Here is a 19,776-nt window from a genome sequence, read left to right as displayed (position 1 = left end):
CGAGGACGGACACCCCCCGACGCGGCCCCGACCCACAACCTCACGCCCCCGCGCTCCACGAGCCCCCACCGAACCCGCACAGGCGCCGCAGGCATAAACGCGCACCCCCCGAACCCGCACCCACCGCAGAGCTACCCCGCCTCCGGCACCACCTCATCCCGGTCCGCAAGTCTTCGCAGCATCTCCAGCACCCGGTCCCGAGACTCGTCCGCCGCGTCGATCGCTTCCATGCACTGCCAGTACGTGGTCTCGTCATCCGCCCCACTGGCCATCCCGACGAGAGCGATCCCGACCTCCCCCAGCAGGCTGCCCAACTGCATCAACGCCTGCCGCGCATCACCCAACTCCGTGAGCTGGGCCGCGCGTAACTCCCCCTCCGCCAGTTCCGGCGTATCAAGGACCCCGCACCCGCGTCCGGCCAGCTCCGTCAACCCCAGCGCCTCGCCCCGCAGTTCAGGCGGGCCGAAGACCGCCAGCCGACTGCCGATCGCCTGAGCCAGAGCCTGTGCCTGCCACACCTCGGTCATCATCTCCGGGACGCCCTTGCTCCTCGCCAGCGCCCGCCTGCCCGTCACGATCAGCCGCACCGCGTCCATCCGCAGTCCCCGTCTGTCCCGACGCGCTGCCCACGCGTCCGCCCGAACTCCCTTGTTCACTACCCAGAGTGAAGGCCCCTGAGACGAAAAGCCAGAGGAAGACGGAAATCTGCGGACAACTTTTCGGCTACGGCCAGCTGAACATATACACAGAGTGAAAGTGGACGAAGCCCCTCCCCGCTCCCCCCGCCCCTCCCCGCCACCCCCAGCCCCGCTACGGCGCCGGAAACCTCCGCTCGTTCCGGTCGATCTTCGCGTCCAACGCCACCAACGGATCGATCCCGAGCACCTCGCACAGCTGCAATAGATACGCCAGCACATCCGCGACCTCATCGGTCACCCGCCCCGCGGTCCCGGCGTCGTCCATCACCCGCGCCGACTCCTCCGGCGTCATCCACTGGAAGATCTCCACCAGTTCGGACGCCTCCACACTGAGCGCCGCGACGAGGTTCTTCGGCGTGTGATACGGCTGCCAGTCGCGCGCCGCGGCGAACTCGGCCAGCCTGCGCTGGAGCTTGGCCACATCAAGGGGTTCGGTCACGCCTCCAGGTGTACCACCGTCGCGCGACCGCCCTCCGCCACCCCCGCCGCGTCACTCAAGGCCCCGACCACGCGGATGTGCCCCCGCTCGCACATCCGCGCCGCCAGCCCCACCAACTCCCCCCGCTGCACCGGATCCAGCCCCCGGTCGAAGCCGTCGACCAGCACACTCAACGTCTGCATGGCCGCGGGCACCTCCCCCACCGGATCGACCTCCAGCACCCCGGGCCCCGTCAGCAGCACCAGCGACAGCGCGAGATACCTCAGCTCACCGTCCCCCAGCCGACCGAGCTCCGTACGCACCCCGTCCCCCCGGTCGAGCGTCCCCCGCACCGTCCCGTCCCCCAGCACCTCGGCGATCACATCCGCCACCGCCCCCGCGCACCCCGCCCGCACCGCCGCCACGAGCTGCCCATGCCGGCGCCCGCACTCGGCACGGGTCCGCCACAGCACCTCGGCGAGGTTGTCGCAGCCGGCGAGCAACCGCCCGGAACCGATCGGCACGGGCCCGCGCATCCGCTCGGGCCGGGGATCACAGGCGAAGACCGACCGTAACGCCACGACCATCTGCTCGGCGGCGGCGAGCACCCGTCGCTGCCCGTCCGTCTTCCCGGCCACCCGCAGCGGCAGCAGCGCGGTTCCGAGGCGGTCATCGGGCAGCGGAGCCCGCGTCACCGGCGACTGACCGGCCGTATGCCAGGCGGCCTGTACGAAGGGCCGGCTCGGGTCACGCAGGGCCGTCTCCAGCAGGACGAGCCCGCCCGCGCTCAGCCGCTCCCCCACGATCCGCAGTCCGGGCTCGGCCTGCACGGCGACATCGAGCCGCACCGGCCCCTCGGGGCCATCGGTCGTGCACCCGATCCGGAAGCCACGCCGCCGCTGCCCATCGGGCCGGGCCCGCTCCGGAACGTACGCGACCGGATCGGGGAACACCTCCCCCACCCCGGCACCCCCACCGAGCCGGGCCAGCGCCTCGTACGCCCGTAGCGCGGTCGTCTTCCCGCACCCGCTCGGCCCGGCGAAGAAGGTGAGCTCCCCGAGCGGAAGCTCGACCCGCCGATGCCCGGCGAACGCGGAAAGCCGCAGCTCGGTGACCTGAGGTCGCCCGGGACACACCTCGTCGGCGAGGCGGGCGGGGCGGGCGGGATGTAATGCGGACGACGTCGACACGGCCATGTCCGGACCGTAGGCCCCGGCGCTCAGGCGAACCGTTCCACCCCGGCGCCCTTCCTACGATCGAGGGACCACCCGCACCGGGCACCCTCCCAGCGCCGTGGGACACGGCACGGTCAGGCGCCCGGCACCGTCACGTGCCCGGCACCCCCGCCCCTTCCATCAACCCGCTCACCTCGGTCCCGGGCGGCGTCAGCAGAAACACGTTCCGGTCCACCCGGTGCATCCCGCTCGCCAGCCCGAAGACGACACCGGTGCTGAAGTCCAGCACCCGCTTGGCGACCTCGGTCTCCGCTCCCGTCAGATCCAGCAGCACCGGAATCCCCGCCATCAGGGTCTCGGCGACATCGCGGGCGTCCGCGAAGACGTTGACCCGCAGGACGACGAACCGGCGGCGCGGCTCCGTCACCGCCTCTGGGGGCACTCGATGGTCCACCGCGGACGGCCAGGCGTCACGGCCGCGCAACGGCACCACCTGGGCGAGCCCTTCCCACTGTTCATCGGTGACGTCGTGGCTGTTCACCGGCTCCCCCCGACCTGACTCGCCTTCAATGCCTGCACCAGCCAATTCTTACGCCAAGTCACCCGTTCGGCCCAACAGCGACACGGTGCGCGACGCACGGAACCCTCCTGCACGGACGTTCCACACCCCCTCACCTCGCCTCACACAACCTCATCGGCGACTGTGTGGCCGACGTAACTCCTCATGATCAAGGGATGTGACACAGGCGTAACGGGCAATTCGTACGCTTCTCTCACCACCCCGACCGCCGGAGAAGGGCAGCGCGTGATCTCGACCACCTCCCCGACTCAGGTCCGGACGGTCTGCACGTACTGCGGGGTCGGCTGCGGAATCCTGCTGGACGTCGGGATGGGCCCCGACGGGCGGCGTACCGTCCTGAAGGCCTCCGGCGACAAGGCGCACCCGGCGAACGCCGGCCGGTTGTGCACCAAGGGCGCGACCACGGCCGAGATGCTCGCCGCGCCCGGACGGCTGACCACCGCGCTGGTCAGGGACGACCGGGGTGAGGAGCCGGTGCCCTCCCCGATCGCCGGCGCCATCGCCGAGACCGCCCGCCGGCTGCGCTCGATCATCGACGAGCACGGGCCGGACGCGGTCGCCTTCTATGTGTCCGGGCAGATGAGCCTGGAGGCCCAGTACCTGGCGAACAAGCTGGCCAAGGGGTTCGTTCGCACCAACCAGATCGAATCGAACTCGCGGCTGTGCATGGCCAGCGCGGGGGCGGGCTACAAGCTGTCCCTGGGGGCCGACGGGCCGCCCGGGTCGTACGAGGACTTCGAGCGGGCGGATGTGTTCCTCGTCACCGGCTCGAACATGGCCGACTGCCACCCCATCCTCTTCCTGCGGATGATGGAGCGGGTCAAGGCGGGCGCGAAACTCATCGTGGTCGACCCGCGGCGCACCGCCACCGCCGCCAAGGCCGACCTGTTCCTCCAGATCAAGCCGGGCACCGATCTCGCCCTCCTCAACGGCCTGCTGCACCTGCTCGTCGAGAACGGCCACACCGACCCCGACTTCATCGCGGCCCACACCGACGGCTGGGACGAGATGCCCGCCTTCCTCGCCGACTACGCGCCGGCCGCCGTCGCGGAGATCACCGGCCTCACCGAGGACGACATCCGCACGGCCGCCCGGCTGATCGGCGAGGCGGGCGAGTGGATGAGCTGCTGGACGATGGGGCTCAACCAGTCCACGCACGGCACCTGGAACACGAACGCCCTGGTCAACCTGCATCTGGCGACCGGTGCCATCTGCCGCCCCGGCTCCGGGCCGTTCTCGCTCACCGGGCAGCCCAACGCCATGGGCGGACGCGAGATGGGATACATGGGGCCAGGGCTGCCGGGGCAGCGGTCCGTGCTCGTCGAGGCCGAGCGGGACTTCGTCGAGGAGCTGTGGGAGCTGCCGCCGGGCACACTGCGCGCCGACGGGGTCGGCAAGGGCACCGTCGAGATGTTCCAGAAGATGGCCGACCGTGAGATCAAGGCCTGCTGGATCATCTGCACCAACCCGGTCGCCTCGGTCGCCAACCGCCGTACGGTCATCGAGGGTCTCGAGGCCGCCGAGTTCGTCGTCACGCAGGACGTCTTCGGTGAGACCGAGACCAACGCGTACGCGGACGTCGTGCTGCCCGGCGCGATGTGGACCGAGGGCGAGGGCGTCTTCGTCAACAGCGAGCGCAATCTGACGCTGACCCGGCGGGTGACCGACCCGCCCGGGGAGGCGATGGCGGACTGGCGGATCATCGCGGCGGTCGCGTGCGCGATGGGGTACGAGAAGGGGTTCTCGTACGAGAGTGCCGAGGACGTCTTCGAGGAGATACGGCGGGCCTGGAACCCGGTGACCGGCTGGGATCTGCGCGGGGTGACGTACGAGCGGCTGCGGTCCACGCCCGTGCAGTGGCCGGCCGCCGACGCGGACGGCCCGGAGCGCAATCCGATCCGGTACGTCGACGCGGACGGTGGGCTGCGGTTCCCGACCGCGAGCGGGCGGGCCGCGTTCCACGCGCGGCCGCACATGCCGGCCGCCGAGATGCCGGACGACGACTACCCCTTCGTCCTGAACACCGGGCGGGTGCAGCACCAGTGGCACACGCTGACCAAGACCGGGCGGGTCGCCAAGCTCAACAAGCTGAACCCGGGGCCGTTCGTGGAGGTGCACCCGCAGGACGCGCGTGAGCTGGGGATCGCCGACGGGGACCGGGTGGAGGTCGCCTCGCGGCGGGGGCGGGCGGTGCTCCCGGCGGTGGTGACGGACCGGGTGCGGCCGGGGGGCGCCTTCGCGCCGTTCCACTGGAACGACCTGTTCGGGGAGTATCTGAGCGTCAACGCGGTGACGAGCGACGCGGTGGATCCGATCTCCTTCCAGCCGGAGTTCAAGGTGTGCGCGGTGTCCTTGACGAAGGTGGCGGCTCCTGTGCCGGAGGGGCCGGTGGAAGCGCTGACGCCCACGGCCGTCACCCCCGGCTCGGCTGGTCCCTTCGGTCTGGAGCCCACCCCGCCGCCCGTCCTGACCGCCCAGGAACGCCTCTATCTGACCGGCTTCCTCGCCGGCATCCGGACCGGCGAGCCCGGCACTCCCGTCCTGCCGGCGGACGCGCCCTTCAGCCCCGAGCACGCGATGTGGGTCAACGGTGTGCTCGCCGGGATGTACTCACGGACCGCGGCGGAACCCGTCACGCGGGACGGCCGTGAGGTCGTCGTGCTGTGGGCCTCGCAGACCGGCAATGCCGAGGAGTTCGCCGGCGCCACCGCCGAGCGGTTGGGCGCGGCGGGGCACCGGGCCACCGTGGTCGACATGGACGGGGCCGATGTCCGCGCTCTCGCCCGCGCGGCCGACCTCCTCTTCATCACCAGCACGTTCGGTGACGGCGACGCGCCGGACAACGGGGCGGGCTTCTGGGACACACTGTCCGACGCCAAGGCCCCACGGCTGGACGGGGTGCGGTACGCCGTGCTTGCCTTCGGCGACTCCTCGTACGACGACTTCTGTGGCCATGGGCGTCGTCTCGACGCGCGGCTGGACGAGCTGGGCGGGGTGCGCCTGGCGCCTCGTACGGACTGCGAACCGGACTACGAGCCGTCCGCCGGGGCGTGGCTCGAGAAGGTCGTCACGGCGCTGGGCGGCACGGACGCGCCCGCTGTCCGGAAACCGGTCGAGAAGCCGAAGGCCAGTGCCAGGCCCGCCCTCGCCACCGCCCGCCTCGTCCGCAACCGGCTGCTCAGCCGGACCGGTGCGGGCAAGGAGGTGCGGCGCTTCACCTTCGACACGAGCGGGACGCCGCTGACGTACGAGGCGGGCGACGCGCTCGGTGTGCGGCCGGTCAACTCGCCCGCGCTGGTGGAGGAGTGGCTGGCGGTCACCGGTGTCGACGGATCGACGGCCCTGGAGCTGGACGGCGTCGGCTCCACGACCTTCGCCGAGGCCCTGCTCCGGCACCTGGACATCACGAGGATCACCCCGGACCTGCTCCGCTTCGTCGCCGAACGGGTCCGCGACGACCGGGAGTTGCGCCGGCTGCTGCGGCCCGACAACAAGGACGGTCTGGCGCAGTGGAGTTGGGGACGGCAGGCCGCGGACGTCGTCGCCGAGCATCCGGTGCGGGCGGGCGCCGAGGACTGGGCCGGGGTGCTCAGGAAACTCCAGCCGCGCCTGTACTCCATATCGTCCAGCCCGCTCGTCGACCCGCACAGTGTCTCGCTGACGGTCTCCGTCGTGCGGTACGAGAACCTGCACGGCCGGCCGCGCGGCGGGGTCTGCTCGCCCTTCCTGGCCGATGCCGAGCCGGACACCGAGGTGCCGGTCTTCGTCCAGCGCTCCCCGCACTTCCGGCCGCCCGCGGACGCCTCGACGCCGATGGTGATGGTCGGCCCGGGCACCGGCGTCGCGCCCTTCGTCGGCTTCCTCCAGGAGCGGCGCGCGCTCGGGCACCGGGCGCCCAACTGGCTGTTCTTCGGGGAGCAGCACCGGGCGAGCGACTTCTACTACGAGGAGGAGCTGACCGAGCTGCTCGACGAGGGCACCCTCGCCCGTCTGGACACCGCGTTCTCCCGTGACCAGCGCAACAAGGTGTACGTCCAGGACCGGATGCGCGAGCACGGCCCGGAGCTGTGGCGCTGGCTGCAGGACGGCGCCCACTTCTACGTCTGCGGCGACGCCTCGCGCATGGCCAAGGACGTGGACCGGGCGCTGCGGGACATCGCGGTCGCGCACGGCGGGCTGGAGGAGGCCGAGGCGGCGGCGTACGTGAAGCAGCTGGCGGCGGCGAAGCGGTATGTGCGGGACGTGTACTGACCGCTCCCGCGGGTCTGTTCTCACCGGCCTCACACCGGACTCTTCACTTCCGGCGGCACCCCGCTCACCAGGTCTGATTACGGTCCGGTGGCGTGCAGTTGGCAGAACAGCAGCCGGTGACACCCGTCCGGCGGACACGCTCGGCGGCGCCCGCCGTCCCGGAACCCCCGGCGCAGTGGCACCGCGTCCTGACCCTCCTCGCCGACGTCAGCCTCTTCATCGGCACGCGCGCGATCTGGACCCAGGCGGCCGGTCACCGTCTCGTCGTGGCCGCCGTCGTCTCGGCGTGCTACGCCTCGATCCTGGCGTGCGGCGTGCTGGCACTGGTCGTGCGGCGGGCCCGCTCGCTGGCCCGCGTCGACAGTTGCGTCCTGGTGACCGCCGTGACGCTGACGCTCTGCGCGTGGGCGATGAACCACGGCGGCAGCGACGAGGCGATCCTCACCACCCAGGCCGCCCGTGAACTGATCGCCGGGCACCCGGTGTACGGGCAGCCGTGGCCGTGGCTCTTCGGCCACGGCGTCGCCCTCACTCCGACGGTCACGGGCGGCTACGACTTCACCTACGGCTATCCGCCGCTGACACCGCTGCTGACGGCGCCGCTGCTGTGGCTGGGGCACGGTGCCCTGCCCGCGACGGTCGTGAGCACGGCCGCGCTCATCGTCGGCGCCGTCACGCTGTGGCGGATGCTGCCCACGCCGTGGCGGTCGGCGGCCACCATGGCCTGCCTCGGCTTCGGGTTCCTGCCGTCCTACGGCCGCCTCGGCTATCCGGCGATCGTGGCGCTGGCCCTGCTGGTGCCGGTGGTGGTGCGGTGGCCGCGGCTCGGGCGGGGCGGGCGGCTCGGGGTGGACGGGCTGGCGCGGGCGGCGTGTCTGGGGGCGGCGTGCGCGGCGCAGCAACTGCCGTGGTTCGTGGCGCCGTTCCTGCTGGCCGGGGTCTACGCCGTGCGGCGCGGGGAGCTCGGGGCGCGGGCGGCGGCGCTGGTGGTGGCGCGGCTCGCCGGGGCCGCCGGGGTGGTCTGGCTGCTGGTCAACACGTACTTCCTGGTGAGCGAGCCGGGCACCTGGATCCGGGGGGTCGCGCTGCCGCTGACGCAGGGTGCGGTGATCCACGGACAGGGCGTGGTCGGCGTCTCGCTGTACTTCACCGACGGCAGCGACCGGCTCGACTGGTACTCCCACGCGAGCATGCTGCTGGCGGCGGGGCTGCTGGCGCTGTTCGTGTTGTTCGTTCGGCGGCTGGGGCCCGCGGCGACCGTTCTGCCGTGGTGTGCGTTCTTCCTGGCCACGCGGTCCCAGGACGGCTACTACGTGATGATGACGCCGCTGTGGCTGGCGGCGGCGGTGACCGCGCCGGCGGCGGAGTTCGCGACCGCCTGGCAGCCGCGTCCGGGGATCCTGTCCCGGCGCCCGGCACGTGTCGCGGCGGCCGTGCTCCTGCTCACGCCGGCTCTGGCGAGCGCGGCGTGGGCGGCGACGGGGACGCCTCCGCTGCGCCTGCGGGTGGTGTCCGCGCGATGGGCGGCGCCGACGGCCGTGAGTCGCCTCGACGTCGAGGTCGGCAACGCGGGGGCCGCCGCCCTCGCGCCGCACTTCACGCTCACCACGGGGCAGGGCATGAGTCAGTACTGGACGGTCGTACGGGGTCCGGCCACGCTGCCCGCTCACGCTACGGCCCGCTATGAACTCCGGCCGCCCACGGGGAGGTTCAGGCTCCCCCGTCCGGGCGTACGGATCCGGTTGCGGGCCTTCACGGCCGTACCGCAGACGCTGTCGAGCGCCGACGTCAGGCTGCCGCGGTCCGGGTGAAGCGGAGCGTGCCGGCGACCGTGGTGAGGCCGCGCATCATGCCGAGCTGGTTCCAGCCCATGCCGAACTGGTCGCGGTCCACGGTGAACTCGGCGTCCAGGGTGAGCGACTCGGTGTCCGCGCCGACGAGGCGGGCGGTGAAGGTCTTGGGGCGGCTGATGCCGCGGACGGTGAGCTGGCCGACGATGTGCACGCCGTCGCCGTCGCGCAGCTCGGCGCTGCGGACCGAGAAGGTGATCTCGGGGTGGTGGGCGGCGTCGAAGAAGTCGGCGGAGCGCAGGTGCTCGTCGCGCTTGGCGCTGCGGGTGTCCAGGGAGGTGGCGTCAAGGGTGATCGTGCCGACGGCGGAGCCGTCGGAGCGCACCTCGCCATGGCCGGTGACGGCGTCGAAGGTGCCCTTGACGGTCATCAGACCCCAGAACGTCTTGTGCCGGACGGCGACGGTGGAGGCGCTGGAGTCGAGCTGCCAGGTTCCGGTTTCGACGGCAACGGTCATGATCTTTCACTCCTGGGCATCGGGGCGTCATCGAGGGTGGTCCGCATTTGTCGTCCAAATTTGGATGACCCCACGCTAGCTGATACTCCAATTTTGAACAACAGCTACACTCGAAATCATGGCCGACCTCCCCGAATGCCCCTCCGCCTCCGGCGACGGACTCCTGCCCGTCGAACTGCACGCCTGGATGCTGATGCTGGCCGCGACAGGGGCCGTCGAGCAGGAGCTGCGCGGCATCGTCAAGGAACGGCTGGACATCTCGCACGACGAGTTCCTGATCCTGTGCCTGCTCGCCGGGGACCCCGGTGAGGCGCTGCGCATGACGCGGATCGCCGAGCTCCTGGGTCGTCCGAAGACCCGGCTCACCTACCAGATCGCCTGCCTCCAGCACTCCGGCCTGGTCACCCGCAAGTCGGTCTGCGGCGACAAGCGGGGCGTCGAGGTCGTCCTCACCGAGAAGGCGCGGAGCCTGCTCAAGGAGGCTTCCGGGGTTCTCGCCAAGACGGTCAAGGAAGCGCTGGCACGGTTCATGGGCCCCACCCAGCGCGAGGCGATGTGCGCGCTGATGCCCGACTTCGCGGCCGAGGCCACTCCGGAGTAGCGGGCTGTACGGGCGCGTTCCGGCCGGACGGGAGGGCGGCGGGGGCGGGAGCGGGCTTGGGCCCACACTCCCGTCCGCCGCCTCGGCGTGACGCTGCCGGTCAGGCGGTAGGCGCCCCCGTGAGGACCTCCACCTTGCCCGAGTCGAGCGAGTAGTAGGCGCTGACCACGGCCAGGTTGCCCTTCTTCACGAGCGGGGCGAGATCCGCGTTGGTCCGCAGGTCGGCGGAGGTCTGCGTGATGTGGACGCGGGTCATGGCGTCCACCGGGTCCGCGTGCTTCTGCTTGGAGACCTCCTCGTACGCCGGGCGCAGGGCTTCGGCGATCGACTGGAGGTTGCCCGGCAGCGGCTTGTTGTCCTTGAGCGCCGTGTAGGCCGCCTTGACGGCGCCGCAACGCTGGTGCCCGAGGACGACGATCAGCGGGGTCCCCGCGGTCATGGGCCCGTACTCGACGGAACCGGTGACCACCGGGGCGACCACCTGGCCGCCGGTGCGCATCACGAAGAGGTCGCCGATCCCGGTGTCGAAGAGGAGCTCCGGCGGCACACGGGAGTCGATGCACGAGAGTATGACGCCGTAGGGCTTCTGCTCCTCGGCGACGAACTGCCGCCGCTTGGCGTCACGGTCGGGGTGCTGAAGCGTCTCGTTCACCCAGCGCTTGTTGCCGTCCATCAGCCGCGCGAAGGCCGCCCACGGAGAGTCCGGCCGTGCGCCCGCCGCGGCGGAGGGGGTCGCAGGCGCTCCCACCGCCGTCGCCTTCGGCGCCGCGCTGGTGTCCGACTTCGACGAACAGCCGGTGATCACCGCGGCGGAGGCCAGCAGCCCTCCGGTGAGAAACGCCCGGCGCTGCGGTCGTGTGGCACTACCCATGACGCTCTTCCCTTCTGCTGTTCCCCCTGGTGGGGCGAGTGATTCCACTGTCGCGAAGGGGTGGTTAAGGCCCGTACAGGGCTGGTGCAGCGCACGAGAAGCAGGCGTCCAAATCACGGAGAGTCGAAGGGCGGTCGGCCGAACGTTCCCCTGGCGACCGGCGTCACAGCGGTAGCCGAACGCGAAGGGACTGCCTCCATGACCGCCATGACCGCCGTGACCGCCGCACCCGCAACCGCCCGCGCCGTGTTCAAGGCCGCACTGATCGCAGGGTCGCTCTGCGCGATCGCCGCCTGCGGCACCGAGGAGCCGGCACCGGCCTCCCACCAGGACCGATGGCGGGAGCCGGCGTCGTACACCTACACGCTCCGGTCGAGCGAGGGCGAGCGGGCGGCACCTTCCGGATCACCGTCCGCGACGGCACCGTGGCCGAGGCGACGGGCCTCGACGACAGCGGGCGGCGCGTGGTCGCGGACCTTCCCGACGCGGTGCCGACCATCGGAGAACTCCTCGCCGAACTGGAACAGGCGCGACGGGAGGACGCCGACACGGCCGAGGCGGAGTACGCGCCCGACGGGCACCCGGTGCGGATCTCCCTGGACTGGGAGGAGAACGCGATCGACGACGAGGCCCGTTACGTCATCACCGCCTACGAACCGGCCGACGGCCGACGCGGATCGGCCGGGATCGAGGCTCCCACCGGAGATCTCACGGGAGGCGGCGCGGCTGTTCTGGGAGCAGGGCGTGGCCGCCACGAGCGGTGATCAGATCACGGCGGCGCTCCCTCGAAGCCCATCTGGCCGCGGAACCGACCCGGCTTCGCGCGACACGATTCACACCAGTTCGGGTTGCGGATCCGGCTGCAACACCGGCGCGGCCTTCGGCTCCCACATTCTGCTGGTCCGTACGAAACCAAGGATCACCGAAGCCATCGCCAGCAGGAGAAGCGGCCCGAACACCCAGGGATGGCCGGCCATTTCCACCGGCAGAAAGCGATAGGACACCAGGAGCGCGGCAAAGACCGTCGCGCCATGGGCGACCAGTTGGATTCCCGATCGATCCCAGCCGCGCGCCTGCGAGCGCAGAGCCGCCTCGATGGTGAGCGCGAACACCACGCCGGCCACCAGATCCACGCCGTAGTGGTAGCCGAATCCCAGCGTGGCGCCGAGCGTGGCGAGCAGCCAGAAGGCGCCCGCGAATCGCAGCATCCGTGGCCCCCCGCGGGAGTGAACGAAGATCGTGACGGCCCACGCCGTGTGCAGGCTGGGCATGCAGTTGCGCGGAGTGATCCCGTCGTACGGCATCGGGTGCGGGGCACTGAGCGGCGGTGCCGTCTCCGGCCACAGGTTGGCCACCGCCCAGTGCCCACCGCCGGTGCCGAAGGCGCCGGTGCCATAGGCGAAGACGGGTCCGACCACCGGGAAGATCATGTAGAAGGCCGGCCCGACGAGGCCGATCACCAGGAAGGTGCGCACGAGATGGTGGGCCGGGAACCGGCGCTCGGCCGCCACGTGCCGTAGCTGGTACAGCGCGATGACGACCGCGGCCACCGCGAGCTGGACGTAGACGAAGTCGAGAACATGAGGGCCGACCGGTGCGGTGGCCCTGACGATCCGGCCCACCACCCATGACGGGTTGCCCAGCGCGTGATCGGCGACGGCCAGATACTGGTCGAGCACTGTCGGGCGGGTCTTCGAAGTGATCAGCAGCCAGGTGTCACCGGTCTTGCGGCCGGCCACCAGCAGCAGCGCCAGCCCGACGCCCTTCAGCAGCAGGGCGCGTTCCGCGCCGGTGCGGCGGGTGACCGCGATGACCGCACAGCCCAGGATCACCCACAGGGCGCCGTTGCCGAAGGGATGCCCTTCGGTCACCTTGATGTCGGCCGCCCACCGCACCAACAGGATGGTGAGGTCGATACCGATCGCGGCACCCATCGCGATCAGCCGTTGCCGCCAGGTGAACACCACCATCAGCAACGCCATACTGGCGTACAGGAGGAAACCCGATTTAGGCGGGAATATCACCTCTTGCAGCTGATTGGTGAGGGGACCCGGCAGGCCGTAGCGGCGCGCCGCCATCTCCAGCGCGACGAGGAATCCGACGGTTACCGCACCCGCCGCGACCCACAGGATCACCCGTGGCTGACACCACGCGGCGACTGGGCTTATGCGTCTTATTCGCGAGAATATCCGCGATGATATCTTTATCAATTATTTGGTCGATTTGCTATATATTGATGGAATAGGCGTGATCGTTAGGTCGATCATGTTATCGGAATGGCTTTCATGGGGATACGACGCGAACCGGCCCCTCAGGGGTTGACGGTGCGGTCAGCAGCGCTCGGGGGCGGGGCGCTGCCCTGAGGCGTCGGGGAGGGGGTCCTTCCGGCGCGCCGGGTGTCGCCGGCGCCGGTCCCGCACCGGCCAGCAAAGGACATATGCGGTGGATACGACGACGAAGCCCAGCCGGATCAGGCCGCGGGCCGCGTCGTCGGGGACGACGAACACGGTGCCGTACAGGGTGATCAGTGCGATCCAGCTCCACCAGGGCACCAGGCGCCGCTGCCCGATCACGTCCCACAGCAGTGTGCCCAGCAGGACGGAGGCGGTGTAGTACGTGTAGACGCTGGGGTCCAGGGCGATCCGGGCGTTGGCACCGAGCAGGACGACGGCCGGCCAGCGGCCTCGCCAGACCGCGACGCAGCCCAGCGCCAGCCCCAGTGCCGCCTGTGCGGGCCGGTCCCAGGGAGGGGTCTGCGGATCGTCGACGCCGAGCCAGCGCAGCGCGGACGCGGGCTGGTTGGGGATGGTGAACTCGGCCGCGGCGAACGACTGCGGGGCGCCGAGGAGGAACGGCAGCCAGACGACCGCGACCAGGGCGGCGCACCACAGACCCGCGCGCAGCCACTGCCGTCTCGGCAGTGCGAGCAGCAGCGGCAGGAAGGCCAGCGCGGTCGGTTTGGAGTCCATGGCCAGGGCCAGGAAGACGCCCGTCGCGGCGGCGTTGCCGCGGGTGAGGGCGCGTACCGCCAGGGTCGTGAAGAAGAGGGCCAGTACGTCGTCGAGGTGGCCGAAGCGGACGGCGACCTCGATCCACATCGGGATGAAGGCCAGCCCCGCGATCAGCACCCGCTGCCGCAGCCGCTGGTGATTGGTGCCGGTCCCCAGGAAGTGCCAGGCGGCGCTGCGTCCGGCCACCACCAGGATCAGCAGGCCGAGCAGGGACATCACAGCGGCGGCCAGGAACTGCCCGACGGCTTCGGGAAAGGGGTGGAACAGTCCCGCGGCGAGGAAGCTGACCGGACCCATCTGGAGCTCGGGGTGGTGGGCGTACAGGTTCAGACCGCCATCCGGCCTGCCCGAGCCCGCGTAGAGCAACTCCCCACCCGTACGCAGATAGTGCCAGGAGAAGCCCCCGTTCGGCTGGACCACGGCGAACCACACCATGGTCCAGGCGGCGAGCAGCACCAGGTGCATCCGCTGGCTGATGGCCGACACGCTGTGTCCCTCCCGATTCCTGACGCCCCGCACGGTGCCCTCAGCTCGTGCGCCCCTCCTTGAGATGGCGGAAAGGCAAGGCAGGTTGGGTGCGAGGGGGGAGAGAGAAGCGTCCGCCCGGTACGCCGGCCGGACGGGATTGTGCGTGATCGGTAACAGACGGATCCTTCGGCCGCCTTCCTCCCTCTTGCCGGATGCACAGGCTCCACAGCGACGGCAAGGAACAGAAGACATGGTGCGAAGCGGCGGACGGGGATGGTACGGCAAGGTGCTCGCGGCGGCGCTCGGGGTGACCGCGGTGGCCGCGGCGACCTCGTTCTGGAGCGCTCGACTCGGGCCCACCGAGGAAAAACCCGCCCAGGCGGCCGTCTCGGCGCCTGCCGCCAAGTCGCCCGCTCAGCCGCAGGGCCGCAAGACGGCGCCCGTGTCGGCGGAGATCGCGCATGCCTCGGACGGCGGCGCCCACAGCGTCAACATCACCATCGACGACGGGCCGGACCCCGTCTGGACACCGCAGGTGCTGGAGGTGCTGCGGGACAACGGGGTGAAGGCCACGTTCTGCATGGTGGGCACGCAGGCCCGGGCACACCCGGACCTGGTCAAGGCGGTGGTGGCGGCCGGGCACCGGCTGTGCGACCACACGGTTTCGCACGACGTCACCATGGACCGTAAGTCCGAGTCCTACCAGTCACAGCAGATCCTGGACGCCGAGCGCATGATCACCGAGGCCTCCGGGGGCGTCCGCCCGATGTACTACCGAGCCCCGGGCGGTGCCTTCACCCCCTACAGCCGCCACGTCGCCGCGTCCCGTGGAATGCGCCCCCTCGGCTGGAACATCGACTCCAAGGACTTCGAGCGCCCCGGCACCCAGGCGATGGTCGCCACCGTCAAGAACGAGATCTCCAACGGCCCGACCCTCCTTTTCCACGACGCGGGGGGAGACCGCTCCCAGACCGTGGCCGCCCTGCGCGAGGTCCTGCCGTGGCTGAAGGAACAGGGCTACTCCTTCGGCTTCCCCGTGCGCTGACCTCGGCGGCAGTTGCCCGATGGTGTGCGGCAGGCGGACCGGCCGCCTGGCAGGCGGCTGGTCCGCGAGGGCGATCGGAACGATCAGGACGCGTCTCCGCGGGACGGAGACACCACCTCGCACCGCCGCGAGGACGCCGGCAGCGTGGGCAGGTCGCGATGGAGCACAGCGGTGGCGCGTACCGGGGCAGTCGTCCGTACGGCCGCCGTCGTGAGGGCCCCTGAGGGCTTGTGCGTGTGCCGCTCACCGAGGCTGTCGTCGATACGCACGATGAACCCGGTGGTCCTGCCCGCCGGCTCAGCCGGATCCATCATTCCGGCCACCGCCGAGAGTTTCTCGTACAGCGTCCTGCCCTGAGCGGCGCGCGCCGGGTCGTCGGACCTGGTGACGGTACGCAGCGCGTCCAGGATCCGCACCAGGTTGTGCCCCGAGACGAACACGTCCTGCATCCCGTCGGCACCCTTGGTGATGCGGCCCTTCGGCAGGTTCGGACCGGCGGTGAACAGGGCCAGGTGCCTGCCGTCAGGACCGGCCCGGTTCCCCGCGTCGTACGTGCTCTGGGACCAGAACGGCTTCCACACCCCGAAGGCCGCGCGCGCCATGAAGGTCCAGGTGTCCTCGTGGCAGCGCAGCGTGACGTAGGAGATGCCCGCCAGTCGCCGCATCACCTCGCCGTGCCGGGTAGCGGAGACCTCGTTCGCGGCACGTGCGGCGAGGTCCACGGCTCGGTCCTCCTCGCGCCACCGCTCTTCCTGCTGCCAGCGGCGGTTTGCCAGGTCCCGCTTGTGCCGGCGGCTTTCCACGAACTGTTCGACAAGGGCTTTGAGCACGACAGGGTCACTCCCCGCCCGGCCTGGTCGAGGGCTTCGTCCTGCATGTCATCAGCTCCGCGGACAAGGCGTTCCGCCGGAATACGGCCTGGTCAAGGTCTTCGAGGAGCAAAGGCGAACTCATACTGTCTGAAACGCGCCAGAGACCTTCAAGACACGCTGCCGTGGCCCTGCGCGCCGAGACGGGCTCAGTGGGCGAACACCGTGCTGGCCAGGGCCACATGGACGGCCGTGCCGCCGAGGATGCTGAGCAGGGCGTTGCGGCGCCACAGGTGCAGGCCGACGGTGACGGCCAGGGCCGTGAGCGGGGCCAGGGCGCGCGTCTCGGAGAGGCGCAGATCGCGCAGGCAGTAGACGACCAGGATCACCATGACGCCGGCGGGCATGCGGCTGCCGAGGAACTGGACGGCCGCGCTCGCGCGCAGCGGGGCGAGGGCGACGAAGGGCAGGGCGCGCAGGGCCCACGTGACGGCGGCGGCCACGAGGACAGCGGCGACGGCGTAGAAGGTGTCAGGCACGGCTCGGCCTCCTGGTGGTCGTGACATGGCGGGTGAGGAGCCCGGCGGTGAACAGGGCGAACGCGGCCAGGAGCATCTGCCCGGGGCGCAGGAGCAGGGCGGCCACAGCGCTGAGCAGGGCGAACGCGGGGGTGGACAGATCGCCGCGGAGGTCCTTGAGGGCGTCGAGCGCGAGGACGGTGAACAGGGCGGTCAGGGCGAAGTCCAGGCCGGTGACGCTGTCCGGAACGAGAGAGCCGAGCAGAGCTCCGGCGGTCGCGCTGCCGGCCCAGTACAGGTGCATGAAGAGCTGTAGCCACAAGATGCGCCGACCGGACCAGGATTGGGCCTTCTCGCCGGCGGTCAGGGCGTATGCCTCGTCACTCAGCGCAAAGGTGCCGTATGCCTTCCCCAGGCGTCCCCTCATCCGGTGCAAGGGGAAGGACAGCGTGTAGAAGACGTGCCGGATGTTCACCATGAACGCGGTCCCCGCGATGGCGGCCGGCGGCGCGGCGGCAGCGACCATGCCGATCAGCAGGAACTCGAACGATCCACCGTAGACGAGCGCGGCGGACAGGCCCGCCCACCACCAGTCGAGGCCCGACTGGACGACCAGTGCCCCGAAGGCGAGCCCGAGCGGGACGAAGCCCAGTCCCACCGATGCCGAGTCGCGGAAGGCGGAACTCACCTCGGAGGGTGTCCGTGGACGAGGAGCGGGGGCGGGAGCGGGAGCGGACCGCGACGGGTCACCGGCAGCGGTAGGACTTATGGGCATGGAGATATTTTAGGAAAGACTCCGCCTCATATGGTTGCGGATTATGGCTCTATGATCTCTGAATGAGTAATAAAGTGAGCATGGATGCCTTGGACCGAGACATTCTGTTTCATCTGCGAAAGGACGGGCGGCTGAGCAACGTCGAGCTGGCCAAGCGGGTCGGCCTGACCCCGCCGCCCTGTCTGCGCCGGGTGAAGCGCCTGGAAGAGGCCGGGGTCATCGCCGGCTACCGGGCCGTCATCGATCCCGAAGCGCTGGGCCGAGGGCTGGAAGTCCTCGTCGACGTCGAGGTCAGCGCCACGGACCGTAGGACCTTCGAGGATTTCGAGAACACCGTGGCCTCGTACGAAGAGGTCATCGAGTTCCGTCGGATGTACGGCCGCCCCGACTACTTCCTCCGCGTGGCCGTGGCCGACCACGCCGCCTACGAAGCCTTCCTCACGGGCAGGCTCAGCGGCCTGCCCGCCGTCCTGCGCCTGGAATCCCATCTCACCATGAAGAAGATCAAGACGAACGACTGAGCCCGGAGCCCTGCTCGCTTGTCACACGGGGATGAAATTCCGTTCCGGAGGACTCAACTCCCCCACAGGCGCGGGTGATTCGCTCAGACATTCGCCCCCGCGCTGCCATATTCGACAACCACTTCGGAGGTGGTTGTGACGAAAGAGGCGACGACATCCGGTCCGGCGCAGGGCGTCGCGCACGCGCCCCAGGGCACCGTGGAACGCATCACCGACCTGGCCCGCCGCCGTGAGCAGGCCCTGGCACCGGGCGGGGCGAGGAGGCGAGGGAGGTTCGGGGCCCGGGAGCGCATCGAGCGGCTGGTGGACCAGGGATCCTTCACCGAGACCGGCCTGTTCGTGCGGGCGCGGCCTGCCGGCGACGGCGGCCGACGGCCCTACGGCGACGGGGTGGTCACCGGCTACGGCACGGTCGACGGGCGCCGGGTGTGCGTGTTCGCGCAGGACTCCGCGGTCTTCGGCGGCAGCATGGGCGAGGCGTTCGGCGAGAAGACCGTCGCCCTCATGGACCTCGCCCTGAAGACCGGCTGCCCGGTCGTCGGGCTCAACGACGGCGGCGGCGCCCGTATCCAGGAGGGCGTCGCCTCACTCGCCCTCTATGCCGAGCTGGTGCGGCGCAACGTGCAGGCGTCCGGGGTGATTCCGCAGATCTCGGTCGTCCTGGGGCCGTGTGCGGGCGGGGCGGCCTACTCCCCCGCGATCACCGACTTCACGGTGATGGTCGACGGCGCCTCGCACATGTTCGTCACCGGCCCCGACGTCATCGAGACGGTCACCGGCGAGCGCGCCACCGCCGAGGAACTGGGCGGCGCCCGCACCAGCAACACCGTCAACGGCAACGCGCACTTCCTCGCCGCCGACGAGGAGGACGCCCTGGACGTCGTACGCGATCTGCTGTCGTATCTGCCGGCCAACAACCTGGAGCGGCCCCCGGAGTACGCGCCCGGCGAGGCCCTCGAACGAGACCTGCTCGACTCCGTCGTCCCGGACCGGCTCGGGCATGCCTACGACATGCGGGAGATCCTGCGGGCGGTGGTGGACGACGGTGAACTGCTGGACGTGCAGGAGCTGTTCGCGCCGAACATCATCTGCGCGCTGGCCCGCGTCGAGGGCCGGTCGGTCGGCGTCGTCGCCAACCAGCCGCTGCACGCCGCAGGGGTCCTCGACATCGACGCCTCCGAGAAGGCCGCGCGTTTCGTACGGTTCTGCGACGCGTTCGGCATTCCGCTGCTGACCTTCGCCGACGTCCCGGGCTATCTGTCCGGCGTACGGCAGGAGCGGGGCGGCATCATCCGCCGCGGCGCCAAGCTGCTGTACGCCTACGCCGAGGCCACCGTCCCCAAGGTCACCGTCGTGGTGCGCAAGGCGTACGGCGGCGGGTACGCGGTGATGGGCTCCAAGCACCTCGGGGCCGACATCAACCTCGCCTGGCCCACCGCGCGCATCGCCGTCATGGGCGCCGAGGGGGCGGTGGGCGTCCTGCACCGGCGTGAGCTGGCCGCCGCCGACGATCCCGAGGCGCTGCGCGCCCGCCTGGTCGCCGCGTACGAGCGCACCCACGGCACGCCCTACCTCGCCGCCGAACGCGGATACGTCGACGCCGTGATCGCCCCGCGCGACACCCGCGACCACATCTGCCGTGCCCTGAACACCCTGCACGGCAAACGCGCGCCGCTGCCGCAGCGCCGGCACGGCAACATCCCGCTCTGATCCCGTCCCCGCAGGCGC

18 protein-coding genes are annotated in these 19,776 nt (G+C 70.8%); 7 read left to right on the top strand and 11 right to left on the bottom strand.

Annotated elements, in window-relative coordinates; translation table 11 throughout:
* Positions 1-131: 131 nt before the first annotated feature.
* From ACFU95_RS35740 to ACFU95_RS35725, 4 genes are all read right to left on the bottom strand, one after another.
* Complete coding sequence (locus ACFU95_RS35740) at positions 132-596, bottom strand: DUF6099 family protein (RefSeq protein WP_383836744.1); 465 nt, start codon at positions 594-596, stop codon at positions 132-134.
* A gap of 214 nt (positions 597-810) precedes the next feature.
* Positions 811-1,137, bottom strand: coding sequence for a nucleotide pyrophosphohydrolase (locus tag ACFU95_RS35735; RefSeq protein ID WP_383836741.1), 327 nt, complete (start codon positions 1,135-1,137; stop codon positions 811-813).
* On the bottom strand, positions 1,134-2,312 hold the full coding sequence (locus ACFU95_RS35730) for an AAA family ATPase (protein WP_383836738.1): 1,179 nt from the start codon (positions 2,310-2,312) through the stop codon (positions 1,134-1,136). Before ACFU95_RS35730 ends, ACFU95_RS35735 begins: the two co-directional genes overlap by 4 nt.
* 130 nt (positions 2,313-2,442) lie before the next feature.
* The gene (locus ACFU95_RS35725) at positions 2,443-2,832 is read right to left on the bottom strand and encodes a cell division protein SepF (RefSeq protein WP_048587163.1); all 390 of its coding nucleotides are present in this window, start codon (positions 2,830-2,832) and stop codon (positions 2,443-2,445) included.
* Positions 2,833-3,096: 264 nt separating this feature from the next.
* Between ACFU95_RS35725 and ACFU95_RS35720 the strand changes: the two genes are divergently transcribed.
* Both ACFU95_RS35720 and ACFU95_RS35715 read left to right on the top strand, forming a co-directional pair.
* Positions 3,097-7,122, top strand: coding sequence for a molybdopterin-dependent oxidoreductase (locus tag ACFU95_RS35720; RefSeq protein ID WP_383836734.1), 4,026 nt, complete (start codon positions 3,097-3,099; stop codon positions 7,120-7,122).
* A gap of 92 nt (positions 7,123-7,214) precedes the next feature.
* The gene (locus ACFU95_RS35715) at positions 7,215-8,933 is read left to right on the top strand and encodes a hypothetical protein (RefSeq protein WP_383836732.1); all 1,719 of its coding nucleotides are present in this window, start codon (positions 7,215-7,217) and stop codon (positions 8,931-8,933) included.
* Here the strand turns inward: ACFU95_RS35715 and ACFU95_RS35710 are convergent.
* Positions 8,911-9,429, bottom strand: coding sequence for a YceI family protein (locus ACFU95_RS35710; protein ID WP_383836729.1), 519 nt, complete (start codon positions 9,427-9,429; stop codon positions 8,911-8,913). The two genes, ACFU95_RS35715 and ACFU95_RS35710, sit on opposite strands and share 23 nt — an antisense overlap.
* Positions 9,430-9,547: 118 nt before the next feature.
* On the opposite strand from ACFU95_RS35710, the gene ACFU95_RS35705 reads away from it, so the two are divergent.
* The gene (locus tag ACFU95_RS35705; protein WP_383836726.1) at positions 9,548-10,030 is read left to right on the top strand and encodes a MarR family winged helix-turn-helix transcriptional regulator; all 483 of its coding nucleotides are present in this window, start codon (positions 9,548-9,550) and stop codon (positions 10,028-10,030) included.
* A gap of 100 nt (positions 10,031-10,130) precedes the next feature.
* On the opposite strand, the gene ACFU95_RS35700 is transcribed toward ACFU95_RS35705, so the two are convergent.
* The gene (locus ACFU95_RS35700; protein WP_383836723.1) at positions 10,131-10,901 is read right to left on the bottom strand and encodes a carbonic anhydrase; all 771 of its coding nucleotides are present in this window, start codon (positions 10,899-10,901) and stop codon (positions 10,131-10,133) included.
* A 335-nt stretch (positions 10,902-11,236) separates the two neighbouring features.
* On the opposite strand from ACFU95_RS35700, the gene ACFU95_RS35695 reads away from it, so the two are divergent.
* A complete protein-coding gene (locus ACFU95_RS35695; RefSeq protein WP_383836720.1) occupies positions 11,237-11,665 on the top strand; it encodes a DUF6174 domain-containing protein in 429 nt (142 codons plus the stop codon).
* A 69-nt stretch (positions 11,666-11,734) separates the two neighbouring features.
* Here the strand turns inward: ACFU95_RS35695 and ACFU95_RS35690 are convergent, their stop codons facing one another.
* Both ACFU95_RS35690 and ACFU95_RS35685 read right to left on the bottom strand, forming a co-directional pair.
* On the bottom strand, positions 11,735-13,033 hold the full coding sequence (locus tag ACFU95_RS35690) for a phosphatase PAP2 family protein (RefSeq protein ID WP_383836765.1): 1,299 nt from the start codon (positions 13,031-13,033) through the stop codon (positions 11,735-11,737).
* Between the two features lie 198 nt (positions 13,034-13,231).
* Positions 13,232-14,377 (bottom strand): hypothetical protein, encoded by a 1,146-nt coding sequence (locus ACFU95_RS35685; RefSeq protein WP_383836762.1) that lies wholly within the window; start codon positions 14,375-14,377, stop codon positions 13,232-13,234.
* A gap of 253 nt (positions 14,378-14,630) precedes the next feature.
* Between ACFU95_RS35685 and ACFU95_RS35680 the strand changes: the two genes are divergently transcribed.
* On the top strand, positions 14,631-15,425 hold the full coding sequence (locus ACFU95_RS35680) for a polysaccharide deacetylase family protein (RefSeq protein WP_383836717.1): 795 nt from the start codon (positions 14,631-14,633) through the stop codon (positions 15,423-15,425).
* An 83-nt stretch (positions 15,426-15,508) separates the two neighbouring features.
* Here ACFU95_RS35680 and ACFU95_RS35675 read toward each other — a convergent pair whose 3' ends face one another.
* The 3 genes from ACFU95_RS35675 to ACFU95_RS35665 all read right to left on the bottom strand — a co-directional run bounded on the left by ACFU95_RS35675 (position 15,509) and on the right by ACFU95_RS35665 (position 17,410).
* A complete protein-coding gene (locus ACFU95_RS35675; protein ID WP_383836714.1) occupies positions 15,509-16,255 on the bottom strand; it encodes a hypothetical protein in 747 nt (248 codons plus the stop codon).
* Between the two features lie 188 nt (positions 16,256-16,443).
* Positions 16,444-16,773 (bottom strand): branched-chain amino acid transporter permease, encoded by a 330-nt coding sequence (locus tag ACFU95_RS35670; protein WP_383836711.1) that lies wholly within the window; start codon positions 16,771-16,773, stop codon positions 16,444-16,446.
* Positions 16,766-17,410, bottom strand: a complete 645-nt coding sequence (locus ACFU95_RS35665) for an AzlC family ABC transporter permease (RefSeq protein ID WP_383836758.1) — start codon at positions 17,408-17,410, stop codon at positions 16,766-16,768. Before ACFU95_RS35665 ends, ACFU95_RS35670 begins: the two co-directional genes overlap by 8 nt.
* Positions 17,411-17,607: 197 nt before the next feature.
* On the opposite strand from ACFU95_RS35665, the gene ACFU95_RS35660 reads away from it, so the two are divergent.
* Together ACFU95_RS35660 and ACFU95_RS35655 are read left to right on the top strand one after the other, a co-directional pair.
* Positions 17,608-18,048 (top strand): Lrp/AsnC family transcriptional regulator, encoded by a 441-nt coding sequence (locus ACFU95_RS35660; protein ID WP_383836708.1) that lies wholly within the window; start codon positions 17,608-17,610, stop codon positions 18,046-18,048.
* 135 nt (positions 18,049-18,183) lie between these two features.
* Positions 18,184-19,758 carry an acyl-CoA carboxylase subunit beta gene (locus tag ACFU95_RS35655; RefSeq protein ID WP_383836755.1) on the top strand — a complete coding sequence of 525 codons (1,575 nt, stop codon included), beginning with the start codon at positions 18,184-18,186 and terminating at the stop codon, positions 19,756-19,758.
* The last annotated feature ends 18 nt before the right edge of the window (positions 19,759-19,776 follow it).

This window comes from Streptomyces sp. NPDC057623 (genome assembly GCF_042800355.1).
Taxonomy (GTDB): Bacteria; Actinomycetota; Actinomycetes; order Streptomycetales; family Streptomycetaceae; genus Streptomyces.
Note: the sequence above shows the minus strand (reverse complement) of the source record. Positions and strands in the feature narration are given on the sequence as shown.